Source organism: Streptomyces sp. CA-135486 (assembly GCF_050936555.1).
Lineage (GTDB): Bacteria > Actinomycetota > Actinomycetes > Streptomycetales > Streptomycetaceae > Streptomyces.
Window position 1 is genome coordinate 1,528,077 of the sequence record NZ_JBNJMM010000002.1, and the last position, 17,082, is coordinate 1,545,158.

15 protein-coding genes, 1 pseudogene and 1 riboswitch are annotated in these 17,082 nt (G+C 70.7%); of the genes and pseudogenes, 9 read left to right on the forward strand and 7 right to left on the reverse strand.

Going from position 1 to position 17,082, the window contains the following annotated elements:
* Nucleotides 1-13: 13 nt before the first annotated feature.
* Entirely contained in the window at nucleotides 14-754 is a 741-nt protein-coding gene (locus ACQEVG_RS26375; RefSeq protein ID WP_432988205.1) for a cobalt-precorrin-6A reductase, read from the forward strand.
* Here the strand turns inward: ACQEVG_RS26375 and ACQEVG_RS26380 are convergent.
* The 3 genes from ACQEVG_RS26380 to cobG are packed head-to-tail and all read right to left on the reverse strand — an operon-like array spanning nucleotide 733 to nucleotide 4,161.
* Complete coding sequence (locus ACQEVG_RS26380; protein ID WP_432988208.1) at nucleotides 733-2,238, reverse strand: precorrin-2 C(20)-methyltransferase; 1,506 nt, start codon at nucleotides 2,236-2,238, stop codon at nucleotides 733-735. The genes ACQEVG_RS26375 and ACQEVG_RS26380 overlap by 22 nt on opposite strands.
* Complete coding sequence (locus tag ACQEVG_RS26385) at nucleotides 2,235-2,876, reverse strand: precorrin-8X methylmutase (RefSeq protein ID WP_432988210.1); 642 nt, start codon at nucleotides 2,874-2,876, stop codon at nucleotides 2,235-2,237. Before ACQEVG_RS26385 ends, ACQEVG_RS26380 begins: the two co-directional genes overlap by 4 nt.
* Nucleotides 2,877-2,880: 4 nt before the next feature.
* Nucleotides 2,881-4,161 carry a precorrin-3B synthase gene (gene cobG / locus ACQEVG_RS26390; RefSeq protein WP_432988212.1) on the reverse strand — a complete coding sequence of 427 codons (1,281 nt, stop codon included), beginning with the start codon at nucleotides 4,159-4,161 and terminating at the stop codon, nucleotides 2,881-2,883.
* 117 nt (nucleotides 4,162-4,278) lie between these two features.
* A riboswitch (cobalamin riboswitch) is annotated at nucleotides 4,279-4,351 on the forward strand.
* A gap of 53 nt (nucleotides 4,352-4,404) precedes the next feature.
* Between cobG and cobN the strand changes: the two genes are divergently transcribed.
* The 4 genes from cobN (at nucleotide 4,405) to ACQEVG_RS26410 (ending at nucleotide 11,746) form a co-directional block, all read left to right on the forward strand.
* Nucleotides 4,405-7,992 (forward strand): cobaltochelatase subunit CobN, encoded by a 3,588-nt coding sequence (gene cobN / locus ACQEVG_RS26395; protein ID WP_432988214.1) that lies wholly within the window; start codon nucleotides 4,405-4,407, stop codon nucleotides 7,990-7,992.
* Between the two features lie 34 nt (nucleotides 7,993-8,026).
* A complete protein-coding gene (locus ACQEVG_RS26400; RefSeq protein ID WP_432988216.1) occupies nucleotides 8,027-8,734 on the forward strand; it encodes an RraA family protein in 708 nt (235 codons plus the stop codon).
* Nucleotides 8,735-9,566: 832 nt separating this feature from the next.
* A complete protein-coding gene (locus ACQEVG_RS26405) occupies nucleotides 9,567-10,160 on the forward strand; it encodes a carbonic anhydrase (RefSeq protein WP_432988218.1) in 594 nt (197 codons plus the stop codon).
* Nucleotides 10,161-10,291: 131 nt separating this feature from the next.
* Nucleotides 10,292-11,746 carry a SulP family inorganic anion transporter gene (locus ACQEVG_RS26410; protein ID WP_432992916.1) on the forward strand — a complete coding sequence of 485 codons (1,455 nt, stop codon included), beginning with the start codon at nucleotides 10,292-10,294 and terminating at the stop codon, nucleotides 11,744-11,746.
* A 96-nt stretch (nucleotides 11,747-11,842) separates the two neighbouring features.
* Here ACQEVG_RS26410 and ACQEVG_RS26415 read toward each other — a convergent pair whose 3' ends face one another.
* The 4 genes from ACQEVG_RS26415 to ACQEVG_RS26430 all read right to left on the reverse strand — a co-directional run bounded on the left by ACQEVG_RS26415 (nucleotide 11,843) and on the right by ACQEVG_RS26430 (nucleotide 14,955).
* Nucleotides 11,843-12,694, reverse strand: coding sequence for a sulfurtransferase (locus tag ACQEVG_RS26415; RefSeq protein WP_432988220.1), 852 nt, complete (start codon nucleotides 12,692-12,694; stop codon nucleotides 11,843-11,845).
* Between the two features lie 61 nt (nucleotides 12,695-12,755).
* A complete protein-coding gene (locus ACQEVG_RS26420) occupies nucleotides 12,756-14,108 on the reverse strand; it encodes an MBL fold metallo-hydrolase (RefSeq protein ID WP_432988222.1) in 1,353 nt (450 codons plus the stop codon).
* A 4-nt stretch (nucleotides 14,109-14,112) separates the two neighbouring features.
* Nucleotides 14,113-14,283, reverse strand: a complete 171-nt coding sequence (locus ACQEVG_RS26425) for a molybdopterin-dependent oxidoreductase (RefSeq protein ID WP_432988224.1) — start codon at nucleotides 14,281-14,283, stop codon at nucleotides 14,113-14,115.
* A gap of 312 nt (nucleotides 14,284-14,595) precedes the next feature.
* Nucleotides 14,596-14,955 (reverse strand): hypothetical protein, encoded by a 360-nt coding sequence (locus ACQEVG_RS26430; RefSeq protein ID WP_432988226.1) that lies wholly within the window; start codon nucleotides 14,953-14,955, stop codon nucleotides 14,596-14,598.
* Nucleotides 14,956-15,124: 169 nt separating this feature from the next.
* Between ACQEVG_RS26430 and ACQEVG_RS26435 the strand changes: the two genes are divergently transcribed.
* The 4 genes and pseudogenes from ACQEVG_RS26435 to ACQEVG_RS26450 all read left to right on the forward strand — a co-directional run bounded on the left by ACQEVG_RS26435 (nucleotide 15,125) and on the right by ACQEVG_RS26450 (nucleotide 17,005).
* A complete protein-coding gene (locus ACQEVG_RS26435) occupies nucleotides 15,125-15,199 on the forward strand; it encodes a 50S ribosomal protein bL37 (RefSeq protein WP_100661309.1) in 75 nt (24 codons plus the stop codon).
* Nucleotides 15,200-15,311: 112 nt separating this feature from the next.
* Nucleotides 15,312-15,629 (forward strand): annotated as a pseudogene (locus ACQEVG_RS26440) (helix-turn-helix domain-containing protein); the annotation flags it as partial.
* A 252-nt stretch (nucleotides 15,630-15,881) separates the two neighbouring features.
* Entirely contained in the window at nucleotides 15,882-16,253 is a 372-nt protein-coding gene (locus tag ACQEVG_RS26445) for a type IV toxin-antitoxin system AbiEi family antitoxin (RefSeq protein WP_432993207.1), read from the forward strand.
* 98 nt (nucleotides 16,254-16,351) lie between these two features.
* Nucleotides 16,352-17,005, forward strand: a complete 654-nt coding sequence (locus ACQEVG_RS26450) for a hypothetical protein (RefSeq protein ID WP_432988228.1) — start codon at nucleotides 16,352-16,354, stop codon at nucleotides 17,003-17,005.
* Nucleotides 17,006-17,082 lie beyond the last annotated feature (77 nt).

The window sequence follows — 17,082 nt, forward strand, 5'->3', positions numbered from 1 at the left end:
GACCCGAGACCCGATGCACGTACTGATCCTCGGAGGCACGACGGAGGCACGGCGGCTCGCCGAGATCCTGCACGGGAGGGTACGCGTGACCTCCTCGCTCGCCGGGCGGGTGGAACAGCCGAGGCTGCCCGCCGGCGAGGTCCGTATCGGCGGCTTCGGCGGCGCCGAGGGCCTCGCCCAGTGGCTGCGCGCGCACGACGTGGACACCCTCATCGACGCCACCCACCCTTTCGCCGGGACGATCAGTTTCCATGCGGCCGCTGCCGCCGCCGAGACCCATGTTCCCCTGCTCGCCCTGCGCCGCCCCGGCTGGGTCGCGGCCGAGGGCGACGACTGGCGCCCGGCCGCGTCACTGCACGAAGCCGCGGCGCTGCTGCCGGGCCTCGGGCAGCGGGTCTTCCTCACCACCGGCCGGATGGGTCTCGCCGCCTTCGCGGACCTCGCCGAACCATGGTTCCTCGTACGGTCCGTGGACGCCCCCGAGCCCCCGCACCCGCCCCGCATGGAGGTGCTGCTCGACCGCGGCCCCTTCACCCTCGACGGCGAGCGCGAACTGCTGGCCCGCCATCGCATCGATGTCGTGGTCACCAAGGACAGCGGAGGGGCCGCCACCGCCCCCAAGCTCACCGCCGCCCGGGAGGCCGGACTCCCGGTGGTCGTCGTGCAGCGGCCCCCCGTCCCGCCGGGCGTCCCGGTCGCGGCCACCCCCGACGAGGCGGCCGGCTGGCTGGCTCAGCTCCCGCTCTCGGGATAGCGCCGCGGCGTCCAGACGATCTGCTCGCCGTCCCCGCGCCGTACCGTCTGCGTCTGCGACGAGCCGACGATCAGGATCGTGCGCATGTCGACCTCAGCCGGATCGAGTTCGGCGAGCCGCACGATGCGTACGCTCTCCTGTGCCCCGCCCACGTCCCGGCCCAGCACCACCGGCGTGTCCGCAGCCCGGTGCTCAAGGAGCAGATCGCGCGCCTTGCCGACCTGCCAGGTCCGGCTCCGCGACCCGGGGTTGTAGAGGGCGAGCACCAGATCGGCCGCGGCGGCCGCGCGCAGCCGTTCCGCGATGACCTCCCACGGCTTGAGCCGGTCGGAGAGCGAGATGGTCGCGTAGTCGTGGCCGAGCGGCGCACCCGCGCGGGCAGCGGCCGCGTTCGCGGCCGTCACTCCCGGCAGCACCCGCACCGGCACGTCCTTGTACGCGTCCTGTCCGGCAGCCTCCAGTACGGCGGTGGCCATGGCGAAGACGCCCGGGTCGCCGCCGGACACCACGGCGACCCGCCGCCCGCGCCGTGCGAGGTCGAGCGCGAACTCGGCACGCTCGGACTCGACCCGGTTGTCGGAGCCGTGCCGAAGCTGGCCGGGGCGCACCGGCACCCGGTCCAGATACGTGGTGTAGCCGACGAGATCGTCGACCGCGGCGAGTGCGCCCCGCGTCTCGGGGGTCAGCCACAGCGGACCCGCGGGCCCGGTGCCGACCACGACGACCTCGCCCCGTTCCCGTACCTCCGAGGGAGCATCGATACGGCTCGGCAGCACCGCCACCGAGAAGTACGGCACCGACTCCGGGTCCACGTCGGCCAGTTCGCCCGTACGCTCCCCGGCCATCGTGGCGCGCTCGACATAGCGCGCCTCCTCCAGCCGCCCGGAGCCCTCCATCGCCCGGCGCACCTTGGTGAACGTACGGCCCAGCTTCATCACCACCGCCGAGTCCGTCGAGGCGAGGCGCGCGGTCAGCTCCTCCTCCGGCAGCGTGCCGGGCAGGATCGTCAGCACCTCCTCGCCCTCCGCCAGCGGTGTGCCGAGCCGGGCGGCCGCGGCGCTCACCGAGGTGACTCCGGGGATCACCTCCGTCGGATAGCGGTCGGCCAGCCGCTTGTGCATGTGCATGTACGAGCCGTAGAAGAGCGGGTCGCCCTCAGCGAGCACCGCGACCGTGCGGCCCGCGTCGAGATGCACGGCCAGCCGGGCAGCGGCCTCGGTGTAGAACTCCTCCATCGCGCCCCGGTAGCCGCCGGGATGGTCGGTGGTCTCCGTGGTGACCGGGTAGACCAGCGGCTCTTCGACATGGTCGGCCCGCAGGTGCTTCGCGGCGATGGATCGCGCGATGGAGCGGCCGTGCCGGGCACTGTGGTACGCGATCACATCCGCCTCGGCGATGACTTCCACGGCACGCAGGGTCATCAGGGACGGATCGCCGGGCCCGAGCCCGACCCCGTACAGCCGGCCGGTCTGTTTGGTGCTCATTCCGCCTCGCTCGCTATCGCGTTGATCGCGGCCGCGGCGATGGCGCTGCCGCCACGGCGTCCGCGTACCACCAAGTGCTCCACGCCCGAGGGGTGTCCGGCGAGCGCGTCCTTGGACTCGGCGGCGCCGATGAAGCCGACCGGCACCCCGATGACCGCGGCCGGGCGGGGAGCGCCCTCTTCGATCATCTCCAGCAGCCGGAACAGAGCGGTCGGGGCGTTGCCGACGGCCACCACCGCCCCCTCCATGCGATCGCGCCACAGTTCCAGGGCCGCGGCGCTGCGGGTGGTGCCGAGCTTCGCCGCGAGGTCCGGGACCGAGGGGTCGGACAGCGTGCACACGACGTCGTTGTCCGCGGGCAGCCGCTTGCGGGTCACCCCGCTGGCCACCATGGCGACATCGCACAGGATGGGGGCACCGGCCCGCAGTGCCTCACGGGCGCGGGCCACGACGTCCGGCGTGAACGAAAGGTCGCGTACCAGGTCGACCATGCCGCAGGCGTGGATCATCCGGACCGCGACCTGGCTGACGTCGGCGGGCAGCCCCGTGAGGTCCGCCTCCGCGCGGATGGTGGCAAAGGACTGGCGGTAGATCGCCGCGCCGTCCTTCTCGTAGTCGAACACTGTGCTCTCGCTCATTTCGTCAACGCGTCACGGCGGTCGTGCGCGCAGCCGCCACGGTGGCGGCGAGTTCTGAGGGTGCGGTCACGCCGGTGTGCCGGCGCTCGCCGCGTACGGAGATGTCGTAGCCGTGGGCGGTGGCCACGACGTCCACCCGGTCACCGTGCGGGTGACCGCAACGGCGCTCGCACCCGGACCAGTACACGGGCAGCCCGGAGGCCTCCGGGCCGAGTGCCGCCGCCGCGTCGGCGCGTACGTCGGCGAGGGACTTGGCACATCCGGGCCGTCCGATGCAGGCGCCGACGCCGAGCCAGGGGGAGGCGGGGGAGGTGACGAGCCCGGCGGCAGCCAGGTCGGCGCCGGGGACGTCGCACCCGGGCAGGACCACACCGCGCCAGGGAGTGAGACGCAATTCACCGCTGCCGTCGCGCTCGGCGACGGCAGCCAGCAGCCGCCACTGTGCGCCGGTGAGCCGCCCCAGGGGAGCCACGACCGACAGCGAGGTGCGCCCGCCCGGACCCGTGACGGTCCCGGGAGCGGGCGCGGACCCGGCGGCCGGGGCAACGGCGGACAGCCGGCCACGGACCCCTTCCGCGGCCAGCCGATGTGCCACGCCCCGGGTCAACTGCGCGGTACCACCGGGCAGTTCACTCACCCGCCAGGAGCGGGAGCCGGCGGCGTCCAGAAAGACCTCGGCGGCGAGCAGCGCGGCGCGCGGCGCATCGTCGGCACCTACCGACAGCGCCGCATCGTCCGGTCCCAGCCGCAGCAGCGCACACCCGCCGTCCGCCGCGACGAGCGTCACATCCGCGCCCAGCGCGGCCACGTCCCCGCGCCCGTCGTCGCACGCGAACAGAAAGCGTCCGGACAGACCGAGTGCCGCCTCGCTCGCGCACAGCAGCCGGTCCAACTCCCGTGCCCAGGGCTGCACATCGGCATGACCGAGCCCGTCGAGACCGGAGAGAGGGGAGGCGAGGATGTTCCGCACCCGCTCGTGCCGGGGCGAGGGCAGCAGGCCCGCCGCACCGAGTGCGTCCGCCAGCTCTGCGCCACACCCCGCCGCGAGCCCACGCAGCTGCACATTGCCGCGGGACGTGAAGTGCAAAGACCCGTCGCCCAGGCGCTGCGCGGCATCCGCAAGGGCCAGCGCCTGCCGCGCCGTGAGCACCCCGGCCGGTATCCGCACCCGGGCGAGCGCCCCGTCGTCCGCCGTGTGCAGCCGCAACGCGCCGGGGCATGCGTCACCGCGATCCCGCAGGGGAAACGTCGCCCCGGTCGTGCGGGGGCCCGGGGTCGTCGGCATGGCGGCGAGCATACCCACCGCCCCCTCACCGCCCCGTACGCCCTCCACCTGCGGCCCGGGCCTTACTATGCTCATCGACGGGCCACCCGGCCCGTCATCGCCTGCGACGGCGACATGGAGGAAGCCCGGTGCGAATCCGGCGCGGTCCCGCCACTGTGAGCCCGGTCCACACCGGGTGAGCCAGGAACTCCCGCCGTCCACACCGCCCGGGGCGCGGACACCCCGAGGAAGGCCTCCGCACGCATGCTTCTGCTGCTGTCGACCTCCGACACCGACCTGCTGAGCGCTCGCGCGGCCGGGGGCCCGGTCGAGTACCGCTTCGCCAATCCGACTCGGCTGGACCTCGCCCGGCTGCCCGCCCTGCTGGACGGCGTACAGCTCGTCGTCGTACGTCTCCTCGGCGGCGTACGAGCCTGGCAGGACGGACTCGACCAGCTGCTGGCGGCCGGCCTGCCGGTCGTCGTACTCACCGGCGAACAGGCACCGGACGCCCAGCTGATGGAGGCGTCCACGGTCCCGGTCGGCATCGCCGCCGAGGCCCACGCCTACCTGGCTCACGGCGGCCCCGCCAACCTGGAACAGCTGGCCCGCTTCCTCTCCGACACCGTGCTGCTCACCGGCCACGGCTTCGAGCCGCCCGCCCCCGCGCCCACCTGGGGCCCGCTGGAGCGCTCAGCCCGCGAGGTCAGCGGCCCGACGCTCGCCGTGCTCTACTACCGCGCCCACCACATGAGCGGCAACACCGCCTTCGTGGACACCCTGTGCGGCGCGATCGAGGACGCGGGCGGGCGGCCTCTGCCGCTGTACGTCGCGTCCCTGCGCGCCCCCGAACCCGAGCTGATCGACGCGCTGGGCGCTGCCGACGCCATTGTCACGACGGTCCTCGCCGCGGGCGGCACCCGCCCGGCCGACGCGTCCGCGGGCGGCGACGACGAGTCCTGGGACGCGGGCGCGCTGAGCGCTCTGGACGTGCCGATCCTCCAGGCCCTGTGCCTGACCGGCTCGCGCAGCACCTGGGAGGAGAACGACGAGGGAGTGTCGCCGCTGGACGCGGCGAGCCAGATCGCCGTGCCGGAGTTCGACGGCCGTCTGATCACCGTCCCGTTCTCGTTCAAGGAGATCGACGAGGACGGTCTTCCGGCGTACGTCGCCGACCCCGAGCGGGCCGCCCGAGTGGCCGGAATCGCCGTACGCCACGCGCGTCTTCGCCATATCCCGGCCGCCGAGAAGCGTCTGGCGCTCGTGCTCTCCGCCTACCCCACCAAGCACTCCCGTATCGGCAACGCGGTCGGCCTGGACACCCCCGCCTCCGCGGTCGCCCTGCTGCGCCGCCTCCGGGCGGAGGGCTACGACTTCGGTACGGAGGAGGTCCCCGGCCTTGCATCGGGCGACGGCGACGAGCTCATCCACGCCCTCATCGAGGCGGGCGGCCACGACCAGGAGTGGCTCACCGAGGAGCAGCTGGCGCGCAACCCGGTCCGTATCCCGGCGGCGGACTACAAGCGCTGGTACGCCACGCTGCCGGAGGAACTGCGCTCGTCGGTCGAGGAGCACTGGGGCCCGCCGCCCGGCGAGATGTTCCTGGACCGCAGCCGCAACCCGGAAGGGGACATAGTCCTCGCGGCCCTGCGCCGCGGGAACCTCCTCATCCTCATCCAGCCGCCGCGCGGCTTCGGCGAGAACCCGATCGCGATCTACCACGATCCCGATCTGCCGCCCTCGCACCACTACTTGGCCGCCTACCGCTGGATCGCGGCCACCCGGTCCGACGGCGGCTTCGGCGCCGACGCCATGATCCACCTGGGCAAGCACGGCAATCTGGAGTGGCTGCCCGGCAAGAACGCGGGCCTGTCCGCCGCCTGCGGCCCCGACGCGGCGCTCGGCGACCTCCCGCTGATCTACCCCTTCCTGGTCAACGACCCGGGCGAGGGCACCCAGGCCAAGCGGCGCGTCCACGCCACCCTCGTCGACCACCTCGTACCGCCGATGGCCCGTGCCGACAGCTATGGCGACATCGCGCGCCTGGAACAACTCCTGGACGAATACGCCCAGATCTCCTCCATGGACCCGTCGAAGCTCCCGGCGATCCGTGCCCAGATCTGGACCCTCATCCAGGCCGCCAAGCTGGATCACGATCTGGGCCTGGAGGACCGCCCGGACGACGACGGCTTCGACGACTTCCTGCTCCATGTCGACGGCTGGCTGTGCGAGATCAAGGACGCCCAGATCCGCGACGGACTCCATGTCCTGGGCAGCGCCCCTTCGGGTGCGGACCGCGTCAACCTCGTCCTGGCCATCCTCCGGGCCCGCCAGATCTGGGGCGGCACGTCGTCGCTGCGCGGGCTGCGGGAGGCGCTGGGCCTGGACGAGTCGGCGGCGACGCGTACGACGGCCGACGAGGCGGAGGACAAGGCCCGCGCCCTGGTCCAGGCAATGGACGACGCCGGGTGGAACCCCGGGGCAGTGCCCACCGAGTACGGGGAGGAGGTCGCCGCCATCCTGGACTTCGCCGCTCGGGAGGTCGTCCCCCGCCTTTCCGCCACCACGTCCGAGCTGGACCACGCGGTTCACGCGCTGAACGGTGGCTTCGTGCCGGCCGGCCCCTCCGGCTCCCCACTGCGCGGCCTGGTCAATGTCCTCCCGACGGGCCGCAACTTCTACTCGGTCGACCCGAAGGCGGTCCCGTCCCGGCTGGCCTGGGAGACGGGCCAGGCCCTGGCGGACTCCCTGCTGGAGCGCTACCGCACGGACAACGGCGACTGGCCGCCCTCCGTCGGTCTCTCCCTCTGGGGAACGAGCGCGATGCGCACGAGCGGCGACGATGTCGCGGAGGCGCTGGCGCTGCTGGGCATCCGCCCGGTCTGGGACGAGGCGTCGCGACGCGTCACGGGCCTGGAGCCGATCCCGCCGGCGGAGTTGGGCCGCCCCCGTATCGACGTGACGCTGCGCATCTCGGGCTTCTTCCGGGACGCGTTCCCGCACACGATCGGCCTGCTGGACGACGCGGTCCGCCTGGCCGCGTCCTTGGACGAATCGGAGTCGGAGAACTTCGTACGGGCCCACACCCAGGCGGACCTGGCGACCCACGGCGACGAACGCCGCGCCACGACCCGCATCTTCGGCTCCCGCCCGGGCACCTACGGCGCGGGCCTGCTCCAGCTGATCGACTCCCGCGACTGGCGTACCGACGCCGACCTCGCCGAGGTCTACTCGGTCTGGGGCGGCTACGCGTATGGCCGTGAGCTGGACGGCCGCCCCGCCCGGGCGGAGATGGAAACGGCGTACAAGCGCATCACGGTCGCGGCGAAGAACACCGACACCCGTGAACACGACATCGCGGACTCGGACGACTACTTCCAGTACCACGGCGGCATGATCGCCACGGTCCGCGCGCTGCGCGGCACGGCCCCCGAGGCCTACATCGGCGACTCCACCCGCCCGGAAACGGTCCGCACCCGCACTCTCGTCGAGGAGACCTCGCGCGTCTTCCGCGCCCGCGTGGTCAACCCCAAGTGGATCGAGGCGATGCGCCGCCACGGCTACAAGGGCGCTTTCGAACTCGCCGCGACAGTGGACTACTTGTTCGGCTACGACGCGACAACAGGGGTGGTGGCCGACTGGATGTACGACAAGCTCACCCAGACGTACGTCCTGGACCCGACGAACCGCGCATTCCTCCAAGAGGCCAATCCCTGGGCCCTGCACGGCATCGCGGAGCGGCTGTTGGAGGCGGAGTCGCGCGGCATGTGGGCGAAGCCGGACCCGGACGTCCTCGCGGCCCTGCGCCAGGTCTTCCTGGAGACGGAGGGCGAACTGGAGGGTGAGGACTGACGGGTGAGGGCCGAAGTGTGAGAGGAAGGGCACCATGGATCCTCAAGAGCTTCGGCGGCGGTTCGCGACCCTGACGACCGCCCACCTGGCGGATGCCTGCATTCGCGCTCGTATCCCGGTGCGCTGCGCGCCTGCGCCTGTGCACGCCGTGGTGCCCGGGAGCCGCTTGGCGGGGCGTGTGTCCCCTGCTCGCCATGTCGGCAGCGTCGACATCTTCCTGGAGGCGTTCGAAGGGGGCGCGCCCGGCGATGTGCTGGTGGTCGACAACGGCGGACGACTCGATGAGGCGTGTGTCGGAGATCTCGTCGTTCTGGAGGCCCGGGCCGCCGGGCTGGCGGGAATCGTGATCTGGGGCCTGCATCGCGACACGGCCGACATCCGGGCAATTGGCCTGCCGGTCTTCAGCCTTGGAGCGATCCCCACCGGCCCGCTGAGCCTGGATGCCCGTTCCCACGATGCGCTGGAGTCCGCCGGCGTGGGCGAATGGACGGTGAGCCGTGAGGATGTGGCCCTGGGCGATGACGACGGCGTGCTCTTTGTGCCGGCCGCCCGCGCCGCGGACATCTTCACGCTTGCGGAGACGATCCGCGACACCGAGCGGCGCCAGGCGGAACAGATCCGCGCGGGTGTCTCGCTGCGCAGTCAGGTGCGGTTCGACACCTACCTCGCCCGGCGCCGGCCTGCGCCTTCCCTGAGCTTCCGTGACCATCTGCGTGAAGTGGGCGGTGCGATCGAGGAATAACCCGCATCGGGTCCGGCCGGACGCGAACAGCGCCTCAACTGGGGTGACCCCGGGTAGCGCCACCATACGTCTGCTGTCAAGTGGTGTGACGCTCACGAATGTTTAACGAATCGCTGACTTTTGCGCCGTCGTGCTGTCACAGTGACTGATGAGGCTGGTGTTACTGACCAGTTGGACCAATCGCTGAGACGAAGCCAAGGACGAAGTCGGGGTGGGACCGTGACACGGCGTACCGCAGTACCGGACACACTCGCCGCACTGTGCTCCCTGTTGCTCACGGTCTTTCTGCTCTGCCAGTCGGCGGTATCCGCCGCCGGGGGAGTGGAGTTGGGCGCCGGAAAGACTTCCCGCGAGGCCGACGCCTTACCCGAGTCGCAAGGTGAACCCGAGTCGCCAGGTGAACCCGAGTCGTCCGGTGAATCGGACCCGGCCAGTGACTCGGGCCCGGAGCCCAACTCGCCCAACGGGCCCGGCTTTCGCTTCTGGCCCGTCGGCTTGTCCTGGGACGATCCGGATCCCCTGGACGAGCCGCCCCCCTCCCGCAACGGCGGCCGGCCCAACAGGCTGCCGACCGCCCACGCCCCGCCCACAGGCAATCGCCCTTCCTCGGCCACGACGGGTGCGGACGGCTCCGCCGCCTTCCTGGTGCTCCGCCGCACAGCGGGACCACCCCCTGGTCCACCCGTACAGCCCCCCGCAGCACGGCTCCCCGTTCTGCAGGTGTTCCGCCTCTGATCGTTTCGTCGCCCGCACGGTTTCCCCCACTCCGTACCTGCGATTCGACATGACGACCCACCACCGCGCGCCCTGGGCGCGCTGGAGGAACACCCCCATGCACATGCTCATGCAGAATGCCCGTGCCTTCCGGGACCGGGCCGCCGCCCGCGCCGACGAGTTCGGCCGCCTCGCGGACGGTCAGTCCCCGCAAGCGCTGTTCATCACCTGCTCCGACTCGCGGGTGATCCCCTCACTGATCACCGGAGCCCGCCCCGGCGAGCTCTTCGAACTCCGCACGGCGGGCAGCATCATCCCCGAACACGACCCCGACCGGCACTCGAGCGAGGCGGCGACCATCGAGTACGCCGTCGAGGTGCTCGGTGTCGCGGACATCGTCGTCTGCGGCCACTCCCACTGCGGTGCCGTCGGCGCGATGGTGCGCGGCGAAGACCTCTCCAACGTCCCCGCGGTCCGCGGCTGGCTGGAGAGCACGTCACCCCCGCCCCTCTTCACCGACTCCTCGTCCCCTGCCATCGCCGAGGCGGTCCAGGACCATGTCCTGCGCCAGCTCGGGCGGTTGCGCGACTACCCGTGCGTCGCCCGCCGGGCAGCGGAAGGACGGCTGATGGTGCACGGCTGGTTCTACGAGATAGACACCGGCTCCGTGCTCGCCCACCGGCCGCACGACGACGCGTTCCTTCCGCTGTGAGCGCCGCCGACACTCGCGAACGCGACGCCCGCGAACGCGACACCAGCGAACCGGACACCAGCGAACGCGGGAACCGCGGACGCCACCGACGGGCGGCGGCGCAGCGCGGGGAGCGACCATCCGCCTCGACGCTGCGAGCCGATCTCACCGCGTCCGTCGTCGTCTTCCTCGTCGCCCTGCCGCTCTGCGTGGGCGTGGCCGTCGCCTCCGGCGTCCCGGCCGAACTCGGCCTGGTCACCGGCATCGTCGGCGGGCTCGTCACCGGACTGCTCCCCGGGAGCAGCCTCCAGGTCAGCGGACCCGCCGCGGGGCTGACCGTCCTCGTCCTCGAAGCCGTCAACGAATTCGGACTCGGGGCCCTGGGCGTCTTCGTCCTCACGGCGGGCGTGCTCCAGCTGGTCATGGGCGCGCTGCGACTGGGCCGCTGGTTCCGCGCCATCTCCATCGCCGTGGTGGAAGGGATGCTCGCCGGGATCGGCCTCGTACTGATCGCCGGTCAGCTGTACGCGATGACCGACGCGAAGGCCCCCGGCTCGGGCCCCGCCAACCTCATGGGCCTGCCCGGGCTGCTCATCCGTACGGCCGGCTCGTCCGAGGCGCTGACCGCATTCGGTCTGGCCGCGGTCACCGTGGCGATGATGGCCTTCTGGAAGCATCTGCCGCCGAAGGTCCGGCTGATCCCCGCACCGCTGGCGGCCGTGGCTCTGACCACCACCGTCGTGGCGCTGTTCGGGCTGCCCGTGAAGCGGGTCGAGGTGCAGGGGCTGCTGGGCGCGATCCGGCCACCCTCCGCCGACGACCTCGGCGCGATCGCGGATGCCGGAGTGGTCGGGGCGCTCGGCACGGTCGTCGCCATCACGCTCATCGCGTCGGCGGAGAGCCTGTTCAGCGCCGCTGCCGTCGACCGGCTGCACACCGGCCCCGGCACCGACTACGACAAGGAGCTGATGGCGCAGGGCGCGGGCAACGCCTTCTGCGGAGCCCTCGGCGCACTGCCGATGACCGCGGTCATCGTGCGCAGCGCGGCCAATGTGCAGGCGGGTGCCCGGACCAAGGCGTCACGGGTACTGCACGGCGTATGGCTGCTGCTCTTCGCGGCGCTCGTACCGGCCGCGCTCGGCCTCATACCGGTCGCCGCGCTCGCCGGCATCCTGGTCTTCTCCGGCTGGAAACTCATCCCGCTGAAGGAACTCGGGCCGCTGTGGCGCGAGCACCGCGGGGAGGCGCTGATTCTGATGGCGACCGCGGTCGCCATCGTCGCGACCAACATGTTCGAGGGCGTGCTGGCCGGGCTGCTGCTCGCCGTCGCCAAGACGGCGTGGGAGACGTCGCACGTCCAGGTGCACGTCGACGAAGACGGCGACCGGAGCGAGCCCCTGCGTGTGGTCGTCTCGGGCAACGCGACCTTCCTCCGGCTGCCCCGGATCCTCGACACCCTCGAGGGCCTGCCGAAGGACCGGCACATCGAGCTCGACCTGCTCGATCTGCGCCATGTCGATCACGCGTGCAGTACGGCCCTCGCCAACTGGGCCGACCGGCACAACAAGGAGGAGGGAGCCACCAAGGTACTGATGCCCGCGGTCTGACCTGACCTGACCCGGCATGGTCCGTACGGCGCCCCGACCGGGCCGCCGTACGGACCATGCCTCGGCCGCGACGGCGGAGGACGAGCGTTCTCTGCGTCACCCCATCTCGACGGGCGCGCGTACCAGTGAGCCGTACTCGGTCCAGGAGCCGTCGTAGTTCTTGACGTCCGGGTAGCCGAGCAGCTCGTGGAGCGCGAACCAGGTGTGCGAGGAGCGCTCTCCGATACGGCAGTACGCGATGATCTCGCGGTCCGGCGTGATGCCCTGCCGTGCGTAGAGCTCCTTGAGCTCGTCGGCCGATTTGAACGTCCCGTCGTCGTTGGCCGCCTGCGCCCAGGGGATGTTGGCCGCGCCGGGGATGTGGCCGGGCACCTGTGCCTGCTCCTGCGGCAGATGAGGCGGCGCCAGCTTCTCGCCCCGGTACTCCTCCGGCGACCGTACGTCGACCGTCCGAGTGGCGGACCCCAGGCCTTCCAGCACTTCGCCGCGCAACGCGCGGAACTGCGGGTTCTCCTGGCCCGTCACCGTGAAGCCGGTGTGCGGGTAGTCCATGACCTCCTGAGTCATCTCGAGGCCTTCCAGCTCCCACTTCTTCCGGCCGCCGTCGAGCAGCTTCACCTTGTTGAAGCCGCGCAGCCGCAGGATCCAGTAGGCGTACGCCGCAAACCAGTTGTTGTTGCCCCCGTACAGCACCACGGTGGTGTCGTCCGCCACGCCGGCCGCGGCCAGCAGCTGCCCGAGCGCCTCCCGGTCCAGATAGTCCCGGCCCACGGCGGTGTGCAGATCCTTGGTCCAGTGCCAGCCGACGGAACGTGGAATGTGGCCCTGTTCGTACGCGGTGGTGTCCTCGTCCACGTCGATGACGCGTACTGTCCCGTCGTCGAGATGGGCGGCCAGCCAATCGGTGTCCACCAGCGTCTCGGGATGTGAGTAGCCGGTGTCGCCCATGATCGTCTCCTCTCTCGGGTCTCTCGGCTCTCTCGGGCGTGTGGCTTTCACCATGCAGCTCTCAGGCGTGTGCCATCAGGTCCCCCACACCACCGCTGACCACCCCCGTCACGGGGATGCCCACCCGGTCGAGCAGACTCGCCGCGATGGTCGCCCGCCGGCCGCTCCCACAGACCGTCCAGATCTCGCGGTCCCTGGGCAACTCGCCGAGCCGCTTGGGCAGTTCGGCGAGCGGCACGGCGAGCGTTCCCGGGATTCCGCCCTCGGGGCGCTCCGGCCGTACGTCGAGCACCCGCCGTTCGGCGATGTGCCCGGCCAGTTCGGCCACGTCCGCGGCACGGAAGGAACGCAGCGGCCGACCGGCCGCCTGCCAGGCGTCGATGCCACCTGCCAGATACCCCGCGACGTTCTCGTATCCGATCCGCAGCAACTGCATCAACGCCTCGTCGGCCGCTCCCTCCTCCGGCTCCGGCAGCACCAGCACCAGGCGCGCGCCGAACGGCACGACCTCCCCGACCAGGCTCGCGAAGCGGTCGTCCAGCTCGTCGCAGAGCGACCCGGGCAGATGGCCTGCGGCGAACGTTCTGCGGTCGCGCCCGTCGATGACCTGCGCACCGCCCCCGACCAGCCCCTCCACCATGCTCGGCGTGAGCGCCCGGAGTGTGGGCCGGCCACCGAGCACCTGCGGTCCGGATCGGTTGATCGGTGCCATGTAGCGGTAGTAGGCGGGGTACGGCGGCAGGCCCGACAGCCGCCCGCTGACGAACCTCTCCTCGTCCTGGATGGTCAGCGAGGGGTTGGTACGCCGCTCGGCCCCCACGGTGGTGGTCCTGTTCCCCGACACCGGCCCGGCCGCACAGGAGCTGCCCGCTCCGTGCGTCGGCAGCACCCGGGTGGCGTCCGGCAGCAGCGACAGTCGCCTCAGCGAACGGAACTGTGCCCGGGCCAGCTCCTCCGTACGGTCGTCCCCGGACAGGTCGGTACGGCCCGCGCTGCCGACGAGCAGACTGCCTCCGGTGAAGACGGCCGTCGGCGCCAGTCGTGTGTCCTCGAAAACGAGGTATGAGGTGTGCTCCGCCGTGTGCCCGGGCGTCTCCATCGCCCGCACGGTCACATCGCCGACGACGATCTCGTCGTCCTCCGCCAGCGGCAGATGATCGAAGGCGTACGGCGCCCGGGCGGGGCAGGCCACCGTGGCCCCGGTCGCCGCGCGGACCTCCAGTGCCCCGGAGACGTAGTCGTTGTGCACATGCGTCTCCAGGACGTACCGGATCCCGACCTCCCTGTACGTACAGGACTCCATCAGCCCCCAGCTGTCCCGCTGCGGGTCGACCAGCGCGGCCTCGTCGCCGCTGACGAGGAGATAGCTGGTGTCACCGAGTGATGGGGTGGTGATGATCTCGATCTCGCTCATACCGTCACCTCTGTTGCCTGTACGGGGCCTGCTGTCCCGGGGCCCTCTCGGCTCCGGCGAAGACGACTTCCACGGCAGCCGGCTCGAGCCGGGCCAGTTCGGCGAGCGGGCGGAACGGCACACCCGCGAAATGTGCGCAACCGACGGCCCGTTGGTCCCACTGCAGAAGGCTCATGGCGAGCCGACGAGGGTCGCTTCCAGCGTACGACCGGGATCCCTGCGGGAGATATCCGCAGATATAAGAACAAAAACCTTGACTCGTGCGAAATATGGAGGAGACTCATTAATACACCGGACAACCGGAAAGAGCCGCACCGCCCGAGGAGACGTCCAAAGGCCCGCGTGACCCTTGTCCCGGCTCTGGCCAGGCCCCCGGCAGATTCTGTCGGTGAAGGAGCGTCTAGCGACGACTGAGACGCTTCGCATCGACAAGAACCGCCGGGGACTGTCGTGTCTGCGCCTGTTCTTGGCGCAGCGTCCTCCTCCATCAATGGCAGGACGACGGAGCATGCACGGCAACCACGTGGCCTTGCGCATCGACGGTCAGCGCGACCCGCTCGACCCTGTTCGTCACGCTGAGAGCGACCCACACGAAGGCCCACAGAAAACAGGTGACGAGGCTCAGGATGGCGTGCAGCACGTGGTTCACCGGCTCGCCGCGGACCAGGATTGCCTGCGTCTCCGAGCGGGACTCCACCCGCCATCCGCTCGCGATCCGCTGATTCACCGCCCAGTCGAGGATGAGACGCCGCTGCATTTCATCGGGCACGCTGCCGTCGAATCCGAAGTAGCCGGGTGGCGGCTGAAGAGGCTCCCCCCACCCGGGTGGCATCTTGCGGAGCTTCATGAGCTCACCTCCGGATGCGCGGCCATGTGTCCAGGGTGCGTCGAGTGGACGTACACAGCACGCCGAGATCGACACATGCCGCACGGCTGATGCGGACCCCGCGGGCCGACTCTAGACTGACGAAAACGTGGGAAAGTCTGGAAAGTTCTGAATGAGGGAGATGCGCACCATGGCCAAACGAGGCAATAAGCGACGCGCCCGCAAGAAGAAGAAGGCCAACCACGGCAAGCGCCCCAACGCCTGAGCGGCCCGAGCGCACCGCCCCCTGAATTGCGCGTGCGTGCGAGATGAGAGCCGGACCCGGTGAGACTGGGTCCGGCTCTTGATGTCTGCCACTTCGGCTGATCAACGGGCCGATGCCGTCCGCCCGGGCCAGGGCGAGCCGGCCGAACGTCCCGGTCGCGCAGTGCGACCTTGGTCGGCCCTTCCCTGTCGAGGACCCTCTTGCGTGTTCTCTCTTGGTCGCGAGAGGTTTGACGCAACCCGGTGGAGGTACCACACTGGTTGCGTGTTCTCTCTTGCTTTCGCGAGAGAAGACGCAAGGAGGTGTGATCGTGGAATTTGTGTCTGTGAGGGAGGCGGCCGAGGGCTTGGGCGTGCATGACTCGCGTGTGCGCCAGCTGCTCCAGGCCGGCAAGCTGCACGGTTCGAGAGTCGGGGGCCGATGGCTCGTTGACGCCGGCAGCCTGCGGAACCGCAAGAAGTTCGCCCCTGAGCCAGGTCGGCCTCTGTCGGCACGCAACGCCTGGGGTGCCCTGGCCATACTCTCTGGCTGCCGCCCGCCCGGGTTGTCAGACCCTGAGCGCTCACGCCTTCGGGCACGGCTACGAGACATTGCTGCGCACGAGGAAGTGCCGGCAGCGCGCATCCAACAGCTTCTCGTATCGAGAGCCGACGTGAGGCGATACAGCGTGCACCGTGGCCTCTTGCCGGCGCTGCTCGGCGAAGCGGACGTTGTGCGCGCCGGCGCCAGTGCGGCACCGCGCGTGGGCGCCGACTATGTGGCTCCGGGCCGAGCCGAGATCTACGTACATCCGGAGCGGATCGGAAAGCTGGAGGCTGCATTCGGTCTCGTCCTGGACGCTCAGCGCGGAAACCTCGTTGTTCGCGTGCCGCCGGCCGGCGCCTGGTCGTTCCTGGTGTCGGCTGCTCGGGATGCGGACGAAGGGAAGGACGCCCCGGCCGCCGTGATTGCGGCCGACTTGCTCGATGCGCACGAAGACCGAGCCAGTGTTGCGGCCGTCGGCATTCTTGAATCATTGCTCGAATCCGCGGTGCTGAGGAGGGACGCTACGTAATGCTTGAACCCAGGGTCCGGATTCAGTCCGACTTGCTGACAGGGCCGGTTGTGGGGCTGTGGCACACACTCTTGGATTTATCGGAGAAGGTGCCACAAATGTGGACCCTGATCGGCGGTCAAATGGTGCTCCTGCACGGTCTGGAGCACGACAGGACCCCGCCGGCTGCGAGTCTCGATCTCGATGTGCTGGCTGATGTGGTTTCCCACCAGAGAAGCCTCCGACTGCTCGTGGCTGCGCTGCAAGGGTTGGGGTTCGAATCTGCCGGAGTATCACCTGAGGGCAAGACGCACAGATACAGGCGTGATGACGGTGCGGGAGAACTGGTGGTCGACCTGCTTGCTCCGGACAACCTCGGGGAGAGGGCCGACCTCACGACCACGCCTCCAGGCTCAACCCTTGAGGTTCCCGGCGGCCGCCAGGCAGTGCAGCGGACTCAAAGTGTGACAGTCCAGCTTGATGAGCGCGCCGGAGTCATCTACCGCCCCAGCCTGCTGGGCGCGATCGTGGGAAAGGCTGCGGCGCTGAGCATCCCGACTGCTCCCAAGGACAAGCACTACCGGGACCTGGCGTTCTTGCTCTCGCTGCCGGCCAATCCGCGAGCCTTGAAGCAGGAGCTGACGCGGGGGGATCGCAGGAGGCTGGCCACGGCGACGGCGCTGCTTGACCCTGCCCATGAGGCGTGGCGGGAACTGGGCGATGCCGATGCTCAGGCCGACGGTCAGGCCATGTACCGCTTCCTCTCATCATGAGTGGCGCTGCTGCTCCCGGGCGCGCTGCAGCTGATCCCCCTCGGTCTCTTTGTCGGTGATCGGTCCGTCCGGCGGGC

Excerpts from the sequence above, each read along its gene's own strand:
- ACQEVG_RS26375 (WP_432988205.1), top strand. The coding sequence starts at position 14 with ATGCACGTACTGATCCTCGGAGGCACGACGGAGGCACGGCGGCTCGCC.
- ACQEVG_RS26380 (WP_432988208.1), bottom strand. The coding sequence starts at position 2,238 with ATGAGCACCAAACAGACCGGCCGGCTGTACGGGGTCGGGCTCGGGCCC.
- ACQEVG_RS26385 (WP_432988210.1), bottom strand. The coding sequence starts at position 2,876 with ATGAGCGAGAGCACAGTGTTCGACTACGAGAAGGACGGCGCGGCGATC.
- cobG (WP_432988212.1), bottom strand. The coding sequence starts at position 4,161 with ATGCCGACGACCCCGGGCCCCCGCACGACCGGGGCGACGTTTCCCCTG.
- cobN (WP_432988214.1), top strand. The coding sequence starts at position 4,405 with ATGCTTCTGCTGCTGTCGACCTCCGACACCGACCTGCTGAGCGCTCGC.
- ACQEVG_RS26400 (WP_432988216.1), top strand. The coding sequence starts at position 8,027 with ATGGATCCTCAAGAGCTTCGGCGGCGGTTCGCGACCCTGACGACCGCC.
- ACQEVG_RS26405 (WP_432988218.1), top strand. The coding sequence starts at position 9,567 with ATGCACATGCTCATGCAGAATGCCCGTGCCTTCCGGGACCGGGCCGCC.
- ACQEVG_RS26415 (WP_432988220.1), bottom strand. The coding sequence starts at position 12,694 with ATGGGCGACACCGGCTACTCACATCCCGAGACGCTGGTGGACACCGAT.
- ACQEVG_RS26420 (WP_432988222.1), bottom strand. The coding sequence starts at position 14,108 with ATGAGCGAGATCGAGATCATCACCACCCCATCACTCGGTGACACCAGC.
- ACQEVG_RS26425 (WP_432988224.1), bottom strand. The coding sequence starts at position 14,283 with ATGAGCCTTCTGCAGTGGGACCAACGGGCCGTCGGTTGCGCACATTTC.
- ACQEVG_RS26430 (WP_432988226.1), bottom strand. The coding sequence starts at position 14,955 with ATGAAGCTCCGCAAGATGCCACCCGGGTGGGGGGAGCCTCTTCAGCCG.
- ACQEVG_RS26450 (WP_432988228.1), top strand. The coding sequence starts at position 16,352 with ATGTGGACCCTGATCGGCGGTCAAATGGTGCTCCTGCACGGTCTGGAG.